This is a genomic window from Clostridium perfringens (genome assembly GCF_016027375.1).
In the GTDB taxonomy this organism is placed as follows: domain Bacteria; phylum Bacillota; class Clostridia; order Clostridiales; family Clostridiaceae; genus Sarcina; species Sarcina perfringens.
The window spans coordinates 3273068-3294922 of sequence record NZ_CP065681.1 but is presented as its reverse complement, the minus strand read 5'-3'; the positions used below and the strand labels follow the sequence as shown (position 1 = coordinate 3294922).

The window sequence follows — 21855 nt, the reverse complement described above, 5'->3', positions numbered from 1 at the left end:
ATAAAATTTATATTAAGAACTTAAAAAATACGAATTCTATAAAAGGATGAGAAGATTATGGACTTGAAAGAAATAAGAGAAAGAATGTATGGCCAAAAACTTTATTATTGTAATGATGAAGATTTGATGAGGGAACAGATGAAGGCTTTAGAGTTACTTTATGATTTTAATAAAACAAGACCTTCAGAACAGGATAAAAGGGAGAAAATACTAAAGAAGATGTTTGCTGAAATAGGAGATGATTGTTATATTGAACCGCCTTTCCATGCTAATTGGGGAGGAAAAAATGTACATTTTGGCAATGGAGTTTATGCTAATTTTAATTTAACAATGGTTGATGACTGCGATATATTTGTTGGAAATAATGTGATGTTTGGCCCAAATGTTACAGTATCAGCAGGGACACATCCTATACATCCAGAATTAAGAAGTAAACAAGCTCAATATAATATTCCTATACATATAGGAAATAATGTTTGGATTGGTGCAAATTCTGTGATACTTCCAGGCGTTAATATTGGAGATAATTCAGTAATTGGAGCAGGAAGTATTGTTACAAAGGACATTCCATCTAATGTAGTTGCTGTAGGAAATCCATGTAGAGTATTAAGAGAAATTAATGAAAATGATATGAAATATTATTATAGAGATATGAAAATTGATATTGAGTAAAATCATATATATTTTAAAAATAAAATATTTCCTTACATTAAATATTTTTAATGTGGTAAAATAGAAGTATACAGCGTGTAGTTTTAATGACGTAATTCCAGTTGTTAAAACTACTTTTTTTATTTTAGAAAAGTATAGTGCTAACTACTTGAGTTAAAAGAGCAATCTCTTAATGATGAGATGAAAGCAAAATTTTAATTTAAGGAAGGTGAAAATTTATTGTTTAAAATTAATGATTATATAATGTATGGAACTGTTGGGGTTTGTCAGGTTATAGATATTACTAAAGAAACTCTTATGAATAATATTGAAAAAGAATATTATGTATTAAGTCCAGTTTATTCTAAGTATCCTAAAAAGACAGTAATTAAAATTCCAGTTGATAATAAGAAAATTTCTATGAGAACTCTTCTTTCTAAGGAGGATGTAAATTCCATTATAAATAGTATCCCAGAGACGGAAACTTTATGGATAGATAATGATAGACAAAGAAATGATGAGTTTAAAACAATGCTTAGAAGTGGAAATTGTGATGATTTAATTGTATTAATAAGAAGTATATATTTAGATAAAAAGAAAAGAAAATTAGATGGTAAAAAGGCATGTAAGGGCGACGATGAGATTATGCAAACTGCGGAAAAATTAATAAATGAAGAGTTTGCAGTTATCCTTGATATTCGTCCAGAAGAGGTAAAGTCTTATATAAAAAGTCATATACCTCAATAAAGCATAAAGAAAAGTAATCAAGAAGTTAGTGAATACTTTGATGAAATAGTATAAAAGTGGAAATTAATAAACCTAGATAAAATATAAAAAATATTTTATCTAGGTTTATTTTTATATTTAAATTTAAAATAAATTAGTCATTTCAGGAAAAGATAAAAAGAAGAATATCTTTTGAGGTGTGCTATGAAGGAATTAGAAAGACTTTTAGGAAGGTTAACAATTATCAATATAAAAGAAATTATTATAATTCTTGTTATTATGATAATTGTTTTAATCATAAATAAAATACTAATAAATAATCTATTTAAATTACTAATGAGAGGGGCAAGAAGGACTAAAAATTACTTAGATAATAATATTGTTAGAGCTTTAGAAAATCCATTAAAGCTTATTGTATCCTTTGTTGGAATATATTCAATATTTAAAGTTATAAATCTTGATTCCTTAGGTATAGATTTTTTATCTACATATAAGATTCTAAGAGTAGGAATAATAGTTTCATTTATATATTTTGCCTATAACTTAACTTTAGAAAATTCATTACTTTATTCTAAGTTACATAAAAATGATGGTGGTAATACTATTGTATTTCCTTTTGTTTCTATAATTATTAGATTAATAATATTGCTAGTTGGAATAATTATAATTGCAAATGAATTTGGCTTAACTGGCTTTATTGCTGGGTTAGGTGTAAGTGGAGTTGCCTTTGCTTTAGCTGCACAGGATACCTGTTCAAATTTGTTTGGGGGAATGGTAATAGTTTTAGATAGACCTTTTTCTATTGGAGATTGGATACAGGCTGGAGATGTTGAAGGAGTTGTTGAGGAGATTACATTTAGAAGTACAAGGATAAGAACCTTTTCCATGGCAATTGCTACTGTACCTAATTCAAAACTTGCTAATAGTAACATAATAAATTGGACTCAAAGAAAATTAAGGAGAATCCATTTTAAATTTACTATGGATTGCAAGACACCAATAGAAAGTATAAAAAATTCTGTTAATAAAATAGAAAATATGCTAAAAAAACATGATAAAATAGATAAAAATTTGATAATAGTAAGTTTTAATGAGCTTTCAACTTATGGTTTTGGAGTTTTTATATATTTCTATACAGATGAATTTGAATATTTAAAATATGAAAAGCTTAAGGAAGAAATAAATATAAAAATCTTAGAAATATTAAGAGAAGAAAATGTTAGTTTAATGTTTTTAAATTTTGATTTTAAAGGTTTTGAGAGAAGATCTGGGAATTGTAATCTTGAAAACACTGAGTTGGAATCAATAAAAAATATTACTGAGGAGGAGAGAGGAGTATGACAATTAAGTTAGAAGCATGTGTTGGAAATTATAAGGAAGGAAAAAGAGCTGAGGAATTAGGAGCTAATAGAATAGAGCTTTGTGATAACTTGGCTCAAGGGGGAACAACACCAAGCTATGGAACAATTCTTCAATGTAAAAAGGATATTAATATAGATATTAATGTAATTATTCGACCAAGAGGAGGAAATTTTGTTTATTCTAAAGAAGAATTGAACATAATGAAAAATGATATAAAACTTTGTAAGGATATAGGGGTAACAGGAGTAGTATTTGGATTTCTAAAGGAAGATAATACTTTAGATTATGAAACAACAAAGGAATTTGTTGAGTTAGCTAAACCTTTAAGCATTACATTTCATATGGCCTTTGATGAAATAGAAAATAAGGTTGATGCCTTAGGTAAGCTTATAGATTTAGGAGTAGATAGGGTTTTAACAAAGGGTGGTTTAGATAATGCTTTTAAAAATAAAGATACCTTAAAAGAATTAGTTGAACATGCTAAAGATAAAATAATAATACTTCCAGGTGGAGGAGTTACTAAAGATAATTTTTTAGAGTTAAAAGATTATACCAATGCTAGGGAGTTACATGGAACCAAAATAGTAGGAAATTTATAAAAACAATAGAAATGATTAGAAATAACTCTTAATATATATAATTAATCTTTTAAAACAGTAAAAAATAACTCTTTACAAAGTAAGATGAATGTCTTAATATTATATATAGAACAACCAAAGCAATAAATAATGGTGTGTATTATAAATATTGTAATATTATTTGTATATTACAATGACAATATTATTAAATGATATAAGACTTTAAGTCATATGATATTAGGATATTATTTAAAATAATATCTATTTTCTAACATAAGATAAAAGCTAATTTACAAAAGTAACCAATGCTTAAATTCAATGTAAATACTTTGTAATAAGTAATTTGTATAATTAAGTTAAAGGAATTTGTTGGGAGTGGTAAAGGTGTTAGAGAAGATGATATTAAGTGATAAAGAATGTGAATATCTTGCTAAAAGTATAGCGGGAGGAGTTTTAATAGGACTTGCTTTAGGAGCTATTTTTAATAATCCTCAGTTTGGCTTTGCCTTAGGTGGAGTAACTGGAATAGTAGCCTCTCTTATTTATATTTTAGTAAAAAGAGCTAAGATTAAATCAGATAAAAAGTTGATCAATTAATATATAAATGAGTTTGTTCGGGTTTATAGTATAAAATTAACATAGTGTTAATTTCCCCCTACTTAAACTATAAGCCCCTTTTAATATAAAATTTATAAATGTAAAGAAAAAAGAAGCAGATTAATCTGCTTCTTTTTTTATTCCTAAACTAATAGGATGTCTCTTAGAAGAATCTTTTAAATTATTTTTTGTATTTGTAACTTGAAGAGATTCTATAACTGGAACAATAATTGCGGCTACAAAGCCACTTGCAAGTCCATTATTATATAAATTTAATCCTCCATGTAATTCACCAATATTAAAAACCATAAATATGTGAAGAAATCCTGCTATTATTCCATAAGGCCAACCATAGTAGCCAGAAATAGGAGCTAATCCCGTACTAAATAATATACAAACTACTGTAACAGGAGAATTTATATCTGATATGCTAATTAAAGATGCTAATGAAGCTCCTATAATTAATGGAACAGAGTTAGCTAAATTTTTTCCGTAGCATCCAAAGCCTGCCATGGAAAAAATAGCTCCAATAGTTGGACCATTTAAATCACCATTTATAAGTAAAACAAAAAGCGTTGAGAATATACAAAGTACTCCCATATTAAAATAACAACTACTACCATAGATTGAAAAAAAGTCACTAGGGAAAATACCATGTTCTTTATTAATTCCTATTTGATCTTTCAGAACACTTTTCTTTGATTTATCTAGTATAAGGCTACAAATTATGAAGTAAGCACTTATAGTAAATAAAAATAGCATATATAATATATTATTTCCTTTATGCCATATAGAGTTTGTCTCAAAGTCATGTCCAACGGCTCTCATTAAAGACATTACTGCTATAGCTATAATTCCTCCAGCAAAGCCAACGTTATAAAGAGAGAACCCAGAATGAATCTTAGATGCATTTTTAGCAATTGGAGGAAGAATGAATCCTACTATTATTCCAACTAATGCACCCATAATAGCTCCAGATATAGGATGAACTTCTGGAAAAAACGAAAATTGACTTACTGTAGGGGCTAGAGCAGTCCCAAGAGATGCTATAACTAAGTAATCTTTAAAGGGCTTTTTTTTCACTTTAGAATATATAAAAGTACCTAAAACTATAGGCCATATATTTATTATATTTTTACCGAACATTCCAAAACCAGTTAAAAACCATAAAGACATTATGCTTTTTCCTGTAGATTTCGTATCAGTTATATAAAATAAAAATATAAATATTAAGCCTAAAAGAGCACTATTAATTAAGGTTGCTCCAAAACCACCTATACTTATATAATCTGTTATTAATATGTCTGAATTTGAAATTATATTGTAAAGTCCATTAAGTATTTCTTTAGGGCTTTCTAAAAAAAAGGCAAATATAATAAAAGAAATATATAAAATTAAATGTATAAGGTATTCTTGTGGTAACCTTTTCAACAATAGCAACACTCCTTAATAAAAATATATTTTAAGATTAATTTATTTTATATTTTAAAATAATAATAAATTTAAGTAGATTATATAATATAAATCTTTAAAAGAATAGATGATTACAGTAATCGTAATAAAAAAGAAACAAATAAAGCCACTTTAGTATAATATTAATTTATATACTAGTAGTGGCTTAATATATGTAGAGATATACACTACATATAGATTAATCAAATAGATCTGATTTCTTTTTTACTGTTATTAATGTTTTTACCATCATATTATCTGTATGATTTTGAGGAAACATTTGATTTTCATAATAATTATTATTGTAAGGTGATGGTTTCATTACGTAGTTATGCATACAGCAACAACTATGATTTGAATTATTATTAATCATAGGATTAAGATTCATTGAATTTGAATTGAATTTATTCATAGGCATAAAAGAATATTCTTGATTACATTTCATGTTCATAGGAACTAATTTAAAATTCTCATCATTATCTTTATAATTTTTCATAAAATTACACCCCTAACTTAATTAATACTCCTAATAGAGTATATTAAGTTAGAGGTGTAAAGTTTCCTTAAAAATCAATTTAGTTTTATATAAATCAATATAAATTTAAAATTGCAATTTCAAAAGCTAGATTAGGTATTGATAAAGAGTTTTATATAAATCAATGTAAACTTAAAATAATAATTAATATTAAGTATAAAGTTTTGGTTATATATTAGGTATTTGCCAATCTATAGGTTCTTTATTTATTGAAACTAAAAAATCATTAGTTTTAGAGAAAGGTTTTGAACCAAAGAATCCACGAGTAGCAGATAGGGGACTTGGATGCACTGATTTTATTATTTTATGTATTGGATTAGTTATTAAAGCTTCTTTTGAAATAGCATTTCTTCCCCAAAGAATAAATACTATAGGTTCTTCTCTTTTGTTTAATAATTCAATTACTCTATCAGTGAATATTTCCCAACCCTTACCCTTATGAGAATTAGCTTGCCCTTCTCTAACTGTTAAAACAGTATTTAATAAAAGGATACCTTGTTTAGCCCAAGATTCCAAAAATCCATTATTAGGTATGTAACATCCAAGGTCAGAATTTAATTCTTTAAACATGTTTCTCAAAGATGGAGGAGTTTGAACTCCTGGTTTAACAGAAAAACTAAATCCATGAGCTTGGTTTGGTCCATGGTATGGATCTTGACCTAAAATAACAACTTTAACATCTTTGTAAGGTGTGAATTTTAATGCGTTAAATATATCATACATGCTTGGATGTATTTTTTGAGTTTTATATTCATTTATAAGAAACTTTCTAAGATTTAAGTAATATTCCTTTTCAAACTCATCTTTTAATAAATCATCCCAATCATTATTAAATTCAGCAGCCATTTAATTACCTCCTTATATAAAAATAAATTTTGTCAAAATCATAATTAAATTCTATACTTAATAATTTCTTATAACAAGGGTGCTAAATATAATTTGGGTTAAAATAGTTGCAATTAATCAATAACAAAATAGTTAGAATTCCATAATTAAAAGTAAACAAAGATTCTATATTAATAAGCTTAAGAAATCCATATGATTTGGCAGCTTATGATAACGCTAAGGCACAGGGAGTTGCATATGGATTTAAAGGAATGGATTCAACAGAAGAAGATACTTCGTTCCCAACTAAATGTTCAGGAACCATATAATGCTAAAAAACAATTTCAAATAGAAGAGATACTTTTTTTTAACTAAATCTTCAGGACCTAATATACCAGCATCTATGGGAGTTGTTTTTGGAGCTGTAGAGCCTAAGGGAAAGTTACCAGTAGATATTCCAAGTTTAAATAATGATGGAACTATGAATACTGAAGTTAATTATTACGATTATGGACATGGCATTACAAACATCAATAGCTTGGGAAATGTTAATATTAGTATGAATAAAAAAATAAATTTAGGTGATAATTTTCAAGTAAAGTTTAATTTAAGTGATTTTAATGAAATAGTAGCAGGTAAATATAGAGCCAAGATTAAATTTCAAGGAGAAAAATTAGAATTTATTAATAGTAAGGTAGAGTTTAGTGAAGATTTACAAACTAATATTATAGATAATAATACTTTAGAAGTTTTAATAAATTTAGAAGAGGGTTCTCTTAAGGCTAATGAAGTGAATTTCATTTTAGAATTTAAGGCAATTGATAAAGCTGAATTAACTAGTATAGAAATAACAAGTTCAGAACTTATTGATGAAAAAGGAAGATGTTTTAAACAGAAATATGTTATTTCAGAATTTTCGATAGAAGATAATAAAGAGGATAAGCCTCTAAGCCCAGATGAGGATAAAGAAGATGAAGAAAATAATGAGGATTTAGAGAATAGTGATGATAATAATAAAGATGAATTACCACAAACAGGTTCAGGTGTTGGTAAAGAATTCATTTTTGGATTAGGGTCTCTATCACTTTTAGTTGGAATTGGATTAAAAAGCAAAAGATTTAAAAGAAAATAGTAAGTAAAACAATATAAATTTTTTTAAAAGGAATGCTTTTTTACAGTATTCCTTTTATTTTACATATTAATACAATAAATTATATGAAAACTTATCCCAGCGTATCAATGTAAGAATTATATAGAAAAATTAAGGAAAATAAAGAATTATAGGAATAATAATGAAAATAATGTGTATTATAAAATCGGTTAAATCAATATACATGGTAAGATAAATCTCGTCGCTGAGAGACACACAAACAACTTAACAAAATAAATAAAAAGTTTTGAAAAAAGTTGTTGACAAAGTTTCGAAGTGATGCTAAACTAAGAAAGTCGCTTGATGGCGACGACGAAATGGTCTTTGAAAATTAAACAGAAGATATTAACATAAACCAGCAATTCTTTTATAAGTAATATGAGTATAGATTAAACTTTTAAATTGAGAGTTTGATCCTGGCTCAGGATGAACGCTGGCGGCGTGCTTAACACATGCAAGTCGAGCGATGAAGTTTCCTTCGGGAAACGGATTAGCGGCGGACGGGTGAGTAACACGTGGGTAACCTGCCTCATAGAGTGGAATAGCCTTCCGAAAGGAAGATTAATACCGCATAACGTTGAAAGATGGCATCATCATTCAACCAAAGGAGCAATCCGCTATGAGATGGACCCGCGGCGCATTAGCTAGTTGGTGGGGTAACGGCCTACCAAGGCGACGATGCGTAGCCGACCTGAGAGGGTGATCGGCCACATTGGGACTGAGACACGGCCCAGACTCCTACGGGAGGCAGCAGTGGGGAATATTGCACAATGGGGGAAACCCTGATGCAGCAACGCCGCGTGAGTGATGAAGGTTTTCGGATCGTAAAGCTCTGTCTTTGGGGAAGATAATGACGGTACCCAAGGAGGAAGCCACGGCTAACTACGTGCCAGCAGCCGCGGTAATACGTAGGTGGCGAGCGTTATCCGGATTTACTGGGCGTAAAGGGAGCGTAGGCGGATGATTAAGTGGGATGTGAAATACCCGGGCTCAACTTGGGTGCTGCATTCCAAACTGGTTATCTAGAGTGCAGGAGAGGAGAGTGGAATTCCTAGTGTAGCGGTGAAATGCGTAGAGATTAGGAAGAACACCAGTGGCGAAGGCGACTCTCTGGACTGTAACTGACGCTGAGGCTCGAAAGCGTGGGGAGCAAACAGGATTAGATACCCTGGTAGTCCACGCCGTAAACGATGAATACTAGGTGTGGGGGTTTCAACACCTCCGTGCCGCCGCTAACGCATTAAGTATTCCGCCTGGGGAGTACGGTCGCAAGATTAAAACTCAAAGGAATTGACGGGGACCCGCACAAGTAGCGGAGCATGTGGTTTAATTCGAAGCAACGCGAAGAACCTTACCTACACTTGACATCCCTTGCATTACTCTTAATCGAGGAAATCCCTTCGGGGACAAGGTGACAGGTGGTGCATGGTTGTCGTCAGCTCGTGTCGTGAGATGTTGGGTTAAGTCCCGCAACGAGCGCAACCCTTGTCGTTAGTTACTACCATTAAGTTGAGGACTCTAGCGAGACTGCCTGGGTTAACCAGGAGGAAGGTGGGGATGACGTCAAATCATCATGCCCCTTATGTGTAGGGCTACACACGTGCTACAATGGCTGGTACAGAGAGATGCAATACCGCGAGGTGGAGCCAAACTTAAAAACCAGTCTCAGTTCGGATTGTAGGCTGAAACTCGCCTACATGAAGCTGGAGTTACTAGTAATCGCGAATCAGAATGTCGCGGTGAATACGTTCCCGGGTCTTGTACACACCGCCCGTCACACCATGAGAGTTGGCAATACCCGAAGTCCGTGAGCTAACCGCAAGGAGGCAGCGGCCGAAGGTAGGGTCAGCGATTGGGGTGAAGTCGTAACAAGGTAGCCGTAGGAGAACCTGCGGCTGGATCACCTCCTTTCTAAGGAATACATCTTAGGACAACTAAGATGATAATGAATTCTGGATAATATCTCTGTTTAATTTTGAGAGACTATCTCTCAAAATTGTTCTTTGAAAATTGCACATAATTTAATTTATAGAAACAACAAGCCAAATTGGCAAAACCAATTTCTATTCTTTGTAAAATGAGAACTATAACTAATATAGGTCAAGCTACAAAGGGCGCATGGTGAATGCCTTGGCATCAGGAGCCGATGAAGGACGTGATAAGCTGCGATAAGCTTCGGGTAGGCGCACATAGCCTGAGATCCGAAGATCTCCGAATGAGGAAACTCACATGGGAAACCCCATGTATCATTAAGTGAATACATAGCTTAATGAAGGTAACCCAGGGAACTGAAACATCTAAGTACCTGGAGGAAGAGAAAGAAAAATCGATTTTCTTAGTAGCGGCGAGCGAAAGGGAAAGAGCCCAAACCGGAAACTTGTTTCCGGGGTTGTGGACATAGCATAAAAGTGGAGGCTATTGTAACTGAAGAGAACTGGAAAGTTCCACCGTAGAAGGTAATAGTCCTGTAAGTGAAACGAGAAGACCACGAGTTATGATCCAGAGTACCACGAGACACGTGAAACCTTGTGGGAAGCAGGGAGGACCACCTCCCAAGGCTAAATACTACCTGATGACCGATAGTGAAGCAGTACCGTGAGGGAAAGGTGAAAAGAACCCCGGGAGGGGAGTGAAATAGAACCTGAAACCGTGTGCCTACAACCGCTCAGAGCCCCTTATGAGGGTGATGAGGTGCTTTTTGTAGAACGAGCCAACGAGTTACGGTATGTAGCAAGGTTAAGTACTTAAGGTACGGAGCCGAAGGGAAACCGAGTCTGAATAGGGCGACTAGTTGCATGCCGTAGACCCGAAACCGGGTGACCTATCCATGGCCAGGTTGAAGCGAGGGTAAAACCTCGTGGAGGACCGAACCACGTTGCTGTTGAAAAAGCATGGGATGAGCTGTGGATAGCGGAGAAATTCCAATCGAACCCGGAGATAGCTGGTTCTCTCCGAAATAGCTTTAGGGCTAGCGTCGAGTATGAGTAGTGGAGGTAGAGCACTGAATGGGCTAGGGGGCATAGCGCTTACCGAACCTTATCAAACTCCGAATGCCACATACTTTGAGCTCGGCAGTCAGACTACGAATGATAAGATCCGTGGTCAAAAGGGAAACAGCCCAGATCGTCAGCTAAGGTCCCAAAGTGTAAGTTAAGTGGGAAAGGATGTGAGATTTCTAAGACAACTAGGATGTTGGCTTAGAAGCAGCCATTCATTAAAAGAGTGCGTAATAGCTCACTAGTCGAGAGATCTTGCGCCGAAAATGTAACGGGGCTAAACTTACCACCGAAGCTACGGGCTTGAACTTAGTTCAAGCGGTAGGAGAGCGTCGTAACCGGGCTGAAGTCGTACCGTAAGGAGCGGTGGACTGGTTACGAGTGAGAATGTTGGCATCAGTAGCGAGATGTGGGTGAGAATCCCACAGGCCGAAAACCTAAGGTTTCCTCAGGAAGGTTCGTCCGCTGAGGGTTAGTCGGGACCTAAGCCGAGGCCGAAAGGCGTAGGTGATGGACAACTGGTTGATATTCCAGTACCACTACCATCGTTATTATCGATGGCGTGACGCAGGAGGATAGTGTGTGCTAGCTATTGGATGCTAGTCTAAGCGTTTAGGCAGTGAGAGTAGGCAAATCCGCTCTCATAATGCTGAGGCGTGATGGGGAAGGTTCCACGGAACCGAAGTACATGATTCCACGCTGCCAAGAAAAGCGTCTAGAGAGAGAAGTAGTGCCCGTACCGCAAACCGACACAGGTAGGTGAGGAGAGAATCCTAAGGCCGGCGGAAGAATTACAGTTAAGGAACTCGGCAAATTGACCCCGTAAGTTCGCGAGAAGGGGTGCCTACGAGAGTAGGCCGCAGAGAATAGGCCCAAGCAACTGTTTAGCAAAAACACAGGTCTCTGCTAAAGCGTAAGCTGATGTATAGGGGCTGACGCCTGCCCGGTGCTGGAAGGTTAAGGGGAACACTTAGCGCAAGCGAAGGTGTGAACTTAAGCCCCAGTAAACGGCGGCCGTAACTATAACGGTCCTAAGGTAGCGAAATTCCTTGTCAGGTAAGTTCTGACCCGCACGAATGGCGTAATGACTTGGGCACTGTCTCAACTGTAAATCCGGCGAAGTTGTAGTGCGAGTGAAGATGCTCGCTACCCGCGATTGGACGGAAAGACCCCGTAGAGCTTTACTGTAGCTTAGCATTGAGTTTTGGTATTGTCTGTACAGGATAGGTGGGAGACTAGGAAACCAGGGCGTCAGCCTTGGTGGAGTCAACCTTGGGATACCACCCTGACAGTACTGAAATTCTAACTGGCGGCCATGAATCTGGTCACAGGACATTGTTAGGTGGGCAGTTTGACTGGGGCGGTCGCCTCCTAAAAAGTAACGGAGGCGCCCAAAGGTTCCCTCAGAACGGTCGGAAATCGTTCGAAGAGTGCAAAGGCAGAAGGGAGCCTGACTGCGACACCCACAAGTGGAGCAGGGACGAAAGTCGGGCTTAGTGATCCGGTGGTACCTCGTGGGAGGGCCATCGCTCAACGGATAAAAGCTACCTCGGGGATAACAGGCTGATCTCCCCCAAGAGTCCACATCGACGGGGAGGTTTGGCACCTCGATGTCGGCTCGTCGCATCCTGGGGCTGAAGTAGGTCCCAAGGGTTGGGCTGTTCGCCCATTAAAGCGGCACGCGAGCTGGGTTCAGAACGTCGTGAGACAGTTCGGTCCCTATCCGTCGCGGGCGTAGGAAATTTGAGAGGAGCTGTCCTTAGTACGAGAGGACCGGGATGGACTGACCTCTGGTGTACCAGTTGTTCCGCCAGGAGCACAGCTGGGTAGCTAAGTCGGGAATGGATAAACGCTGAAAGCATCTAAGCGTGAAGCCAACCTCAAGATGAGATTTCCCATAGCATAAGCTAGTAAGATCCCTTGAAGAACACAAGGTTGATAGGTCGGGGGTGTAAGCATGGTAACATGTTCAGCTGACCGATACTAATAGATCGAGGGCTTGACCAAATATAGTATTAATTATGTGCAATTTTGAAAAAACAAAAACTTTCAAACATCTGGTGATGATGTTCTTTAGGGTAACACCCGTTCCCATTCCGAACACGACGGTTAAGCCTTTAGAAGCCGATGGTACTGCACGGGAGACTGTGTGGGAGAGTAGGTGGTCGCCAGGTTTTTATTTTATGGCTCGATAGCTCAGTCGGTAGAGCAGAGGACTGAAAATCCTCGTGTCGCTGGTTCGATTCCTGCTCGAGCCACCAAAAGCTTAGTGAATAATTCACTAAGCTTTTTTTGTACATAAATTTCAAACTCTTATTTAAAATAAGGAGTTCTAAATAAGAAGTTATAATATTATATTGAGATTTGAATAAGTCATAAATATCTATAAAATAGTTAGATTACAATAAGAAGACTATAAGAATAAAAAAATATATATTTGTTTTTATTAAACAAAATATATATTTTAAGGGTAGAACGGTTAAACTAGGTATCAATACAACCTGGTTTTTATTAAATATAGAAAAGTTTTAGTGATAGTATAATTATTTTCTACATACATAGAAGGCTATTTTTTATAGAGCATAAAAAATATTTTTATATGAGATTATTAAAATGTAAAATAAGAATATAATTTATATTTTTAATTTATATTTTGAACTTATGTTAAAAATTAAAAGAGGATCTTAATAAGATCCTCTTTTAATTTTATTTTTTAATTTATTTCTTTTAATTTATCTAGAACTTTTTCTATGTGTCCTTTAACTCTTACTTTTCTAAATTCTTCTATTAATATTCCTTCTTTATTTATTAAGAAAGTACTTCTTTCTACACCCATATATTTTTTGCCGTACATATTTTTTTCTTTTATTACATCGTATAATTTACAAACTATTTCATCTGGATCACTAAGTAATACAAATGGAAGTGATAATTTAGTAATAAATTTATCGTGAGATGCTAAAGAATCTCTAGAAACACCTAAAATAATTGCATTTAAATCATGAAAGTTTTGTATGTTATCTCTAAAATCACAAGCTTCTGTAGTACAACCAGCAGTGTTATCCTTAGGATAAAAATATAAAACTATATTTTTTCCTTTGTAATCACTTAGTGAATGTTCTTTTCCATCAGAACCCATAAGTTTAAAATCTGGAGCTAATTTATTTATTTCAATTGACATAAGAATCCCTCCTTTAAATTATATATATTATATAATAATTACTATTCATTATCAACAAAGTGGAAGAGAGATATTCATATGTATAAAATTTAAATATAAAAATTTAAATTTTAGAGGAGGAATTTATTGTCTTTTAGTAATTAACATGAACTTTAGGGAGAAAATTATAGAGATAAGAATTATAACTTTTTATTAGTTGATAAAAACTTTAGTTTATATTCTAAAGTTTTTAATAATTAAATTTAAAGTGTGAATTGTAAGTTTTTAGTGATTAACTTTATAGGGTGAATTATAATTTTTTTAGAAGTTAGAAGTTAGAAGTTAGAAGTTAGAAGTTAGAAGTTAGAAGTTAGAAGTTAGAAGTTAGAAGTTAGAAGTTAGAAGTTAGAAGTTAGAAGTTAGAAGTTAGAAGTTAGAAGTTAGAAGTTAGAAGTTAGAAGTTAGAAGTTAGAAGTTAGAAGTTAGAAATTAATTTGAATTTTAAGTGTTAGAAACCTTAAAGTTAGTATTTAAAATCTTAAGGTTTAAGAATATAAAAAATATGTAGTATTAGTTTGTTAAACTTGAGCCTGATTTTTAAGAGAAAAAATTTATAAGTAAGAAATTTTTAATTATATATTATTAAAGTATAAACTTATTTTATAGATTAGGAAAATACTCAGAATTTCTTTTTAATTCATTAAATGTATGTTAATATATGAAGTATAGGAAAATAAAACTTTAATTAAAAAGGAGATAATATATATGGAAAAGAAAGTTCTAGCAACAGTTGGAAATACAGAAATAACTTCAGACTATATAGATGAGATAATAGCAAGATACCCAGCTCAACAACAAGCTATGCTTGCTAGTGATGAAGGTAAAAGACAAGTTTTAGAGCAAGCTATTGCTTTTGAATTAATGTCTGAATTTGCAAAAGAAACTGGATTAGATAAGACTGAAGAGTTTAAAGATCAATTAAATAAATTTGCTAAAGAATTATTAGCTCAAATGGTAATGAAAAAGACTTTATCATCAGTTACTGTAACAGATGATGAAGCAAAAGCTTTTTACGAAGAGCATAAAGAAAACTTCGTTGAATTAGAAACTGTAACAGCTAAGCACATCTTAGTTGCATCAGAAGAAGAAGCTAAAAAAGTAGAAGAAGAAATAGCTTCAGGTTCAATAACTTTTGAAGATGCTGCTAACAAATACTCAAGCTGTCCTTCAAAGGAACAAGGTGGTAACTTAGGTTCATTCTCAAAAGGAATGATGGTTCCAGAATTTGAAGAAGCTGCATTTAACTTAGAGTTAGGAGTAGTTAGTGCTCCAGTTAAAACTCAATTTGGATATCACTTAATAAAAGTTGAAGACAAAACAGAAGCTAAAACTAAAGCTTTTGAAGATGTTAAAGAGCAAGTTGTTAATATGTTAATTCAAGAAAGACAACAAAAGAAATACTTAGAATTAATAAAAGAATTAAGAGAAAAATATGGAGTTAAATTAGCTTAATTTAAGACTCTATTAAAAAGTTAGGTGTAGAATTTTATTCTATATCTAACTTTTTTTATTGTTTTTAGTGTAGTAATATGTATAAATGACAATACTTAAGTTAGAGATTCTTAATAAACTTAATTTATATATTTTTAAAATTAGAAGATATTAAAAATATAAATTCTAAATTATATTTTAGAATTTAGAATAATAAGAATGTCCTAGTAACTTTATTATTAATTAAGATTAATTTATATATTTAGTATTTATATTTAATAGTTTTTAGTGAATTTGGATTTTATATGAAGTTAGTTTATTGAAAGAAGTATTAGCTATATTTGTAGCTTTTAAGAAAAGGCTTAAACAAGAAGTATATTTTGCTACTTTGTAAGAGAAATGTATAAATATTTATTAAGTATTTGTGGTATAATTAGGTTTAGTTATTTTACAAAAAAATAGATGATAAGCAGAGGTGAACAACTTGAAGGATTGGCTTGAGATTGAGAAAAGTATTTTTTCTCATTGGAGAATGATATTTAGCATATCCAAGAAAGAATTTAAAAAAGAGTTTGCTGGTTCTAAGTTAGGTATGGCTTGGGCTATAATAAGACCACTAGCTATGATAACTGTTTTCTGGATGATATTTTCAACTGGAATGAGAACAACTAGTTCAAATGTACAGGTTAATTATTTAGTTTGGCTAGTTTCAGCATACATACCATGGATATTTATTTCTGATGTAATTATGTCAGGCGCAGGTTCCATAAGGGTTAATTCCTTTTTGGTTAAAAAGGTTAAATTCCCTGTAGAAATATTACCTACTATAAGAATAGTAATTAGTTTTTACACATTTTTAATTTTGCTAGTAATAAGTTTTATAATATTTGCAGTCAATGGTAACTTAAATCTAATAAATATACCTAAATTGATTTATGCCATTATCATAACTATAATATTTTTGGCAGCTTTATCAAGATTACTATCTGCATGGGTGGTAATGTCAATTGATATATTACATGGAATATCTGTATTTATGCAATTTTTATTCTGGATGTGTCCAGTTATGTGGCAAGCAGGAGAATTGCCTGTAGGTTCTAGTATGCCTTGGATTGAGAAAATACTAAAATTAAACCCTTTATATTACTTAGCTGTTTTATTTAGGGACGCATATTTAGGAACACATACAGTTAGTTTAGCATATGGAGTTTATTTCTGGGTAGTAACTATAATATTATTCATATTTGGATCTAAAGTATTTAAAAAATTTAGACCAGAATTTGATGATGTTTTATAAAAAGAGAGGTACAGAATATGTCTGTTGCTATAAGAGTTAAAGACTTAACTAAAAAATATAAGTTATATCAAAAGAGATCTGAAAGATTAGCGAATGCTTTTGGTAAAGAAAAGAATATAAAAGAATTTTATGCTTTAAAGGGCGTTTCTTTTGAGATAAGCAAGGGAGAATGTGTTGGTATTATCGGTCATAATGGGGCCGGTAAATCAACACTTTTAAAATTACTAACAGGAGTGGCTTTCCCTACTTCTGGAGAGATTGAGATAAATGGAAGATTAGCATCTATGCTAGAATTGGGGTCAGGATTTAATCCTGAGCTTACTGGTATGGAAAATATTTATTTCAATGGTAGTTTAAATGGTTTAACTAAGGAAGAGATAGATGGAAAATTAAAGGATATACTTGAGTTTGCTGATATAGGTAATTTTATAGAGCAACCAGTAAAAAATTATTCAAGTGGTATGTTTGCTAGATTAGCATTTGCCGTTGCTATTAATGTAGACCCTGACATATTGATAGTTGATGAAATTTTATCCGTTGGAGATGTTGGTTTCCAAGTTAAATGTATGGAAAAGTTCAATGAATTTAAGAAAAAGGGAAAAACAATACTTTATGTTTCTCATGGACTTGGAACAGTGAAAAAGTTCTGTGACAGAGCAATTTGGCTTCAAAAAGGTGAAGTTGTAGATGATGGGAATTCTGTAATTGTAGTAGAGAGATATTATAATTTAAATTTTAATCCTGCTAATATAGAACAATTAAAAGATCATAAAAGTGACATAATAAATAGTATAGTAGTTAAATCTAATACAAAAAATGTAGAATATCTTGAAAAATTAGATTTAGAGGTTGAATATGATCTTATTTCAAATGACTTAAAAGACCCTAACATAGTTTTAGAGTTTAGAAAAACTGACTATGAGCCAGGTACAACTAGAGGAAATGATCAGTTTGTTTGTGGTATAAATAGTAAAGATAATATAAAAAATATTCCTTTTAATTTAGGAGTTAATAAGTTAAAAGTGTCTTTAAATAAGGTTAACTTAGTTGCTGGAGTTTATTATATTGACTTTGTTTTAAGAGATGGTGAAGAGGAAGTATATAGAAAAATAAATGGATATAGTTTTACTTTGAATGACAAGTATAGAGGAGAAGGTTTCTTAATACTGGGGCATTCTTGGGGTAATTAATCGGAGGAATAGTATGAGCGTAGGTAGAATTGCTAGGAGAACAACGGAAGTTCTTAAAGAAGATGGTTTAATAGAAGTTATAAAGAGAGTTTTAAGATATATAAAAAGACGTATTAAAGATAAATTAGATAATAATGCATTAACCTATAGAAAAAATTATGAAGAGGCTAATGCTATATTTCATAAGATATTAAAAAAAGAGAAATTCAAAGCGGTAGTAGTTTTTGATTCAAGAGTTGGATGGAATATTCCTTTATTCCAACGTTCTCAACATATGGCAAATGAGCTTACTGATGATGGATATCTTTATTTCTATAGAACTTCAGAGCAGTTTGATCCGCATGTAAAGACTGTTGAAAAGCTGAAGGATAGACTTTACTTAGTTAACATGGCTAATTTTGCTTTACAAAATGCTATGTTTGATCTTCTTAAGGAGTATAAAGGTCATAAATTCTTATCTCTTTATTCAACAGATGTTTATTTAGATGAACAATATATTAAAGAGAAATACATTGATAATGGTTTTAAAATAATATATGAATATATAGATGAACTTTCAGATGAAATATCAGGACACTTACCTGATTTTGTATATGATAGACATAAGAATATTATAGAAGATAAGAGTAATATAGCTGTAGGGTCAGCAGATAAGCTTATAGAAGAAATAGAAGAGATTAGAGGAAAAGAAAATGTTGCAATGATAACAAATGGAGTTCAATATGATCATTGGCAATATAGAAGTGATGAGGTTCCAGAAAAATTAAAAGATATAGTAAGCAAAGGAAATCCTATAATAGGATATTTTGGAGCTTTAGCAAAATGGTTTGATTATGAATTACTTAAAAAAGTAGCTAAAGAAAGACCTAATTATGAGATTGTATTAATAGGATTTTTATATGATAACAGCTTTAAAGATAGTAAAATAGATGAACTTGAAAATGTTCATTATTTAGGTATTGTTGATTATAAGGAATTAAATCAATATTCTCAATACTTCACAATATCAACTATACCATTTTTATTAAATGATATAACTGAGTCTACAAGTCCAGTTAAACTTTTTGAATATATGGCAATGGGGCATCCTATAGTTACTACTGATATGAGAGAATGCAGAAAGTATAAGTCAGTATTAATAGGAAAAAGCCATGAAGATTTTATAGAAAAACTAGACTTTGCATTAACTCTTGATAAAAAAGATGAGTATTATAACTATCTAAAAGAAGAAGCTCTAGCAAATACTTGGAGAGAAAAGGCAGCTATACTAGATAGATTAATTGAAAAAAACATTTAAGAGTGAGAGGGTAATAGTATGAGTTTAAAAAGAAGTTTAAAAAATTTATTAAGACCTATATTGAAGCCAATGTTGCTTAAATATAGAGAAAAAGGACATGAAGATCAAAAACAAGTATTCTTTGATGAAATAACTGGTGCAATAAAGAATGGAAATTATGATGCTATAATTATATTTGATGTTTACTTTGGATTTGAGGTTAAAATGTTCCAAAGACCTCAACATATAGCTTTAAATCTAGCTAAGGAAAATGTTTTATATTTTTATAAAGCATCACCTTATGTTGATAAGGATATTAAAACTTACAAGAAGATGGAAGAAAATCTTTACTTAGTTAACACAGATTTATATTGGTTACAAGAATGTTTAATAGATATAGTATCTCAAAGTGGAGTTCCTGCCTTTGGTCAAATATATTCAACTTCATTTGTTGAATATGATAGCTGGTTAAAGAAGTTTACAGATAGAAACTTTAAAATAATATATGAATATGTTGATGATTTATCAGATGATATTGCTGGATTTAAAATATCAGATGAAATTAAAGCAAGTCATAAGAGAATGCTTGAAGATACAGAAAAAGTTTATGTGGTAACTACTGCAGATAAGCTTTACCAAGAAGCTAAAGAGTTAAGAGGAGAAAATAAATTAGCTCTTGTAACTAATGGAGTTCAATATGAGCATTTTGCTAATATTGATTGCAAAAAGATTCCTGATAAGATGAAAAATATTGTTAATAGTAAGAAAAAGATAATAGGATATTTTGGAGCCTTAGCTAGTTGGTTTGATTATGATTTAATTAAAGAGCTTGCAGAAGAATTTAAAGATGATTATGAAATAGTTCTTATAGGAATAGATTATGATCAATCTTTAGGAAAGAGCGGAATATTAAAATTAGACAATGTTCATTATTTAGGAACTATTAACTATAATGAACTTCCAACATATTCTAAGTTCTTTAATGTTTCTATAATTCCTTTTGTGGTAAATGAAATAACAGAAGCTACTTCGCCAGTAAAATTATTTGAATATATGGCTTTAGGTAAGCCTATAGTTACAACAGCTTTACCAGAGTGTAGAAAATATGAATCACCTTTAGTAAGTGATTCACATGAAGATTTCATAAATAACATTAAGAAAGCTGCTGAGTTAGAGAATTCTAAGGAATATATAGAATTACTTAGAAAAGAAGGTAATCAAAATACTTGGAGACAAAAGGCAAAGGACATTAAGGAGCTTATACTAAACTCTTAATGGGGGAGAAATCATGGAAAAGGCAATAGAAGTAAAAAATCTTTGTAAAAATTACAGAGTTTATGATTCAAAATCAAGTAGAATAAGAAACATAATAAATCCTTTTGCAAAAAAAGAAGTTAAAGAGTTTAAAGCCTTAACTGATGTTTCTTTTCATGTAAATAAGGGTGAAATAGTAGGTATCATTGGAAATAATGGTGCTGGTAAATCTACTTTGTTAAAAATATTAACAGGAGTTTCATTTCCATCATCAGGAGAAGTTAATGTTAATGGAAGAGTATCTTCTCTTTTAGAATTAGGAACTGGTTTTAATCCAGAGCTTACTGGAGAAGAAAATATATATTTTAATGGAAGTCTCATGGGATTAACTCAAGATGAAATTGATAAGGTAAAGGATAATATTATAGAGTTTGCTGATATTGGAGAATTTATAAATCAACCAGTAAAAAGTTACTCAAGTGGTATGTATGCTAGATTAGCCTTTGCCGTTGCTATAAATATTAATCCAGATATACTTATTGTAGATGAGATATTATCCGTTGGAGATGTTGGATTCCAAAAAAAATGTATGGATAAGTTTAATGAATTTAAAGAGGCTGGTAAAACAGTTCTTTATGTATCACATGGCCTTGAAACTGTTCAAACCTTCTGTGAAAGAGCTATATGGCTTGAAAAAGGAAGAGTAGTTGATATTGGACCATCCTTTGATATAGTTGAAAAATATTATGATAAGCTTATGAAAAGTGATGACAAAGAAGAGCTTGAAACAGGAAAGTTTGTTGAGCTTATCAATGTGGAAATATTAGATGATAAAAAAGTTTATAAAAAGGGCGAATCTATAGAATTTTTAGTTGAATATGAGGTGTTTAATCCATCAGTTAAAAATGCTGGTATTACTATTGAAATGAGAAAGGCATACAGAGAGCCTTGTGAGTATAGAAATGCAGATCAGTTTATATTCTCAGTAAATAGTAATGTTGATGAATTCACTATACCTTGGAAAAAGGGAAGAAATAAAATTACTTTTAAAATTGATTCTCTAGATGTTAAGGAAGGAATTTATTATTTAGATGCTATATTTTCAGAAAGCCAAAATCTTGTTGCTTTAGAAACACAAGAAGACGTAGTTTCATTTGAGGTTAAAAATGAAGGAGAGTCTGAAGGTTTTGTATTCTTAGATTCTACATGGACATAAAAAATAGAGGATATGACCATAGTTTATATGGCTTATATCCTCTTTTGTGTACTAATTATGTGAAAAGATGTTAATAATGAAAAATATTAAAGTCTTTTG

The 21855-nt window shown here is 31.9% G+C and carries 16 protein-coding genes, 1 tRNA gene and 3 rRNA genes; 16 read left to right on the top strand and 4 right to left on the bottom strand.

Features of this window, described 5'->3' with window-relative positions; genetic code table 11:
* Positions 1-57: 57 nt before the first annotated feature.
* The 5 genes from I6G60_RS15200 to I6G60_RS15180 all read left to right on the top strand — a co-directional run bounded on the left by I6G60_RS15200 (position 58) and on the right by I6G60_RS15180 (position 3914).
* Positions 58-672, top strand: a complete 615-nt coding sequence (locus I6G60_RS15200; protein WP_011590113.1) for a sugar O-acetyltransferase — start codon at positions 58-60, stop codon at positions 670-672.
* Between the two features lie 219 nt (positions 673-891).
* The gene (locus I6G60_RS15195; RefSeq protein WP_003464290.1) at positions 892-1398 is read left to right on the top strand and encodes a CarD family transcriptional regulator; all 507 of its coding nucleotides are present in this window, start codon (positions 892-894) and stop codon (positions 1396-1398) included.
* A 183-nt stretch (positions 1399-1581) separates the two neighbouring features.
* Entirely contained in the window at positions 1582-2718 is a 1137-nt protein-coding gene (locus I6G60_RS15190) for a mechanosensitive ion channel family protein (RefSeq protein ID WP_003479534.1), read from the top strand.
* On the top strand, positions 2715-3338 hold the full coding sequence (locus I6G60_RS15185) for a copper homeostasis protein CutC (RefSeq protein ID WP_011590116.1): 624 nt from the start codon (positions 2715-2717) through the stop codon (positions 3336-3338). Before I6G60_RS15190 ends, I6G60_RS15185 begins: the two co-directional genes overlap by 4 nt.
* A gap of 363 nt (positions 3339-3701) precedes the next feature.
* On the top strand, positions 3702-3914 hold the full coding sequence (locus I6G60_RS15180) for a hypothetical protein (protein ID WP_003458336.1): 213 nt from the start codon (positions 3702-3704) through the stop codon (positions 3912-3914).
* A 120-nt stretch (positions 3915-4034) separates the two neighbouring features.
* Here I6G60_RS15180 and I6G60_RS15175 read toward each other — a convergent pair whose 3' ends face one another.
* From I6G60_RS15175 to I6G60_RS15165, 3 genes are all read right to left on the bottom strand, one after another.
* The gene (locus I6G60_RS15175; protein WP_003458370.1) at positions 4035-5345 is read right to left on the bottom strand and encodes a DUF1576 domain-containing protein; all 1311 of its coding nucleotides are present in this window, start codon (positions 5343-5345) and stop codon (positions 4035-4037) included.
* 220 nt (positions 5346-5565) lie between these two features.
* Positions 5566-5862, bottom strand: a complete 297-nt coding sequence (locus tag I6G60_RS15170) for a hypothetical protein (protein ID WP_003458384.1) — start codon at positions 5860-5862, stop codon at positions 5566-5568.
* Between the two features lie 207 nt (positions 5863-6069).
* Positions 6070-6747 carry a uracil-DNA glycosylase gene (locus I6G60_RS15165; RefSeq protein WP_003458249.1) on the bottom strand — a complete coding sequence of 226 codons (678 nt, stop codon included), beginning with the start codon at positions 6745-6747 and terminating at the stop codon, positions 6070-6072.
* Between the two features lie 382 nt (positions 6748-7129).
* Between I6G60_RS15165 and I6G60_RS15160 the strand changes: the two genes are divergently transcribed.
* From I6G60_RS15160 to I6G60_RS15140, 5 genes are all read left to right on the top strand, one after another.
* Positions 7130-7858, top strand: coding sequence for an LPXTG cell wall anchor domain-containing protein (locus I6G60_RS15160; RefSeq protein ID WP_223932419.1), 729 nt, complete (start codon positions 7130-7132; stop codon positions 7856-7858).
* Between the two features lie 416 nt (positions 7859-8274).
* Positions 8275-9787 (top strand): 16S ribosomal RNA (locus tag I6G60_RS15155).
* Between the two features lie 187 nt (positions 9788-9974).
* Positions 9975-12879, top strand: a 23S ribosomal RNA gene (locus I6G60_RS15150).
* 49 nt (positions 12880-12928) lie between these two features.
* Positions 12929-13046, top strand: a 5S ribosomal RNA gene (rrf, locus tag I6G60_RS15145).
* Together the 16S, 23S and 5S rRNA genes with 1 tRNA gene alongside form the textbook arrangement of a ribosomal RNA operon.
* A gap of 11 nt (positions 13047-13057) precedes the next feature.
* Positions 13058-13133 (top strand) — tRNA-Phe (locus I6G60_RS15140).
* A 452-nt stretch (positions 13134-13585) separates the two neighbouring features.
* On the opposite strand, the gene I6G60_RS15135 is transcribed toward I6G60_RS15140, so the two are convergent.
* The gene (locus I6G60_RS15135; RefSeq protein ID WP_003453479.1) at positions 13586-14053 is read right to left on the bottom strand and encodes a peroxiredoxin; all 468 of its coding nucleotides are present in this window, start codon (positions 14051-14053) and stop codon (positions 13586-13588) included.
* Between the two features lie 744 nt (positions 14054-14797).
* Between I6G60_RS15135 and I6G60_RS15130 the strand changes: the two genes are divergently transcribed.
* The 6 genes from I6G60_RS15130 (at position 14798) to I6G60_RS15105 (ending at position 21756) form a co-directional block, all read left to right on the top strand.
* On the top strand, positions 14798-15544 hold the full coding sequence (locus tag I6G60_RS15130; RefSeq protein ID WP_003453475.1) for a peptidylprolyl isomerase: 747 nt from the start codon (positions 14798-14800) through the stop codon (positions 15542-15544).
* Between the two features lie 454 nt (positions 15545-15998).
* Complete coding sequence (locus I6G60_RS15125) at positions 15999-16820, top strand: ABC transporter permease (protein WP_223932420.1); 822 nt, start codon at positions 15999-16001, stop codon at positions 16818-16820.
* Positions 16821-16837: 17 nt separating this feature from the next.
* On the top strand, positions 16838-18010 hold the full coding sequence (locus I6G60_RS15120) for an ABC transporter ATP-binding protein (protein WP_078233227.1): 1173 nt from the start codon (positions 16838-16840) through the stop codon (positions 18008-18010).
* Positions 18011-18023: 13 nt separating this feature from the next.
* Positions 18024-19307: a glycosyltransferase gene (locus I6G60_RS15115; protein ID WP_003453483.1), complete on the top strand. Its 1284-nt coding sequence runs from the start codon at positions 18024-18026 to the stop codon at positions 19305-19307.
* Between the two features lie 18 nt (positions 19308-19325).
* Positions 19326-20561 (top strand): glycosyltransferase, encoded by a 1236-nt coding sequence (locus I6G60_RS15110; protein ID WP_195390450.1) that lies wholly within the window; start codon positions 19326-19328, stop codon positions 20559-20561.
* 13 nt (positions 20562-20574) lie between these two features.
* Positions 20575-21756 carry an ABC transporter ATP-binding protein gene (locus I6G60_RS15105; RefSeq protein ID WP_003460432.1) on the top strand — a complete coding sequence of 394 codons (1182 nt, stop codon included), beginning with the start codon at positions 20575-20577 and terminating at the stop codon, positions 21754-21756.
* Positions 21757-21855: the final 99 nt, after the last annotated feature.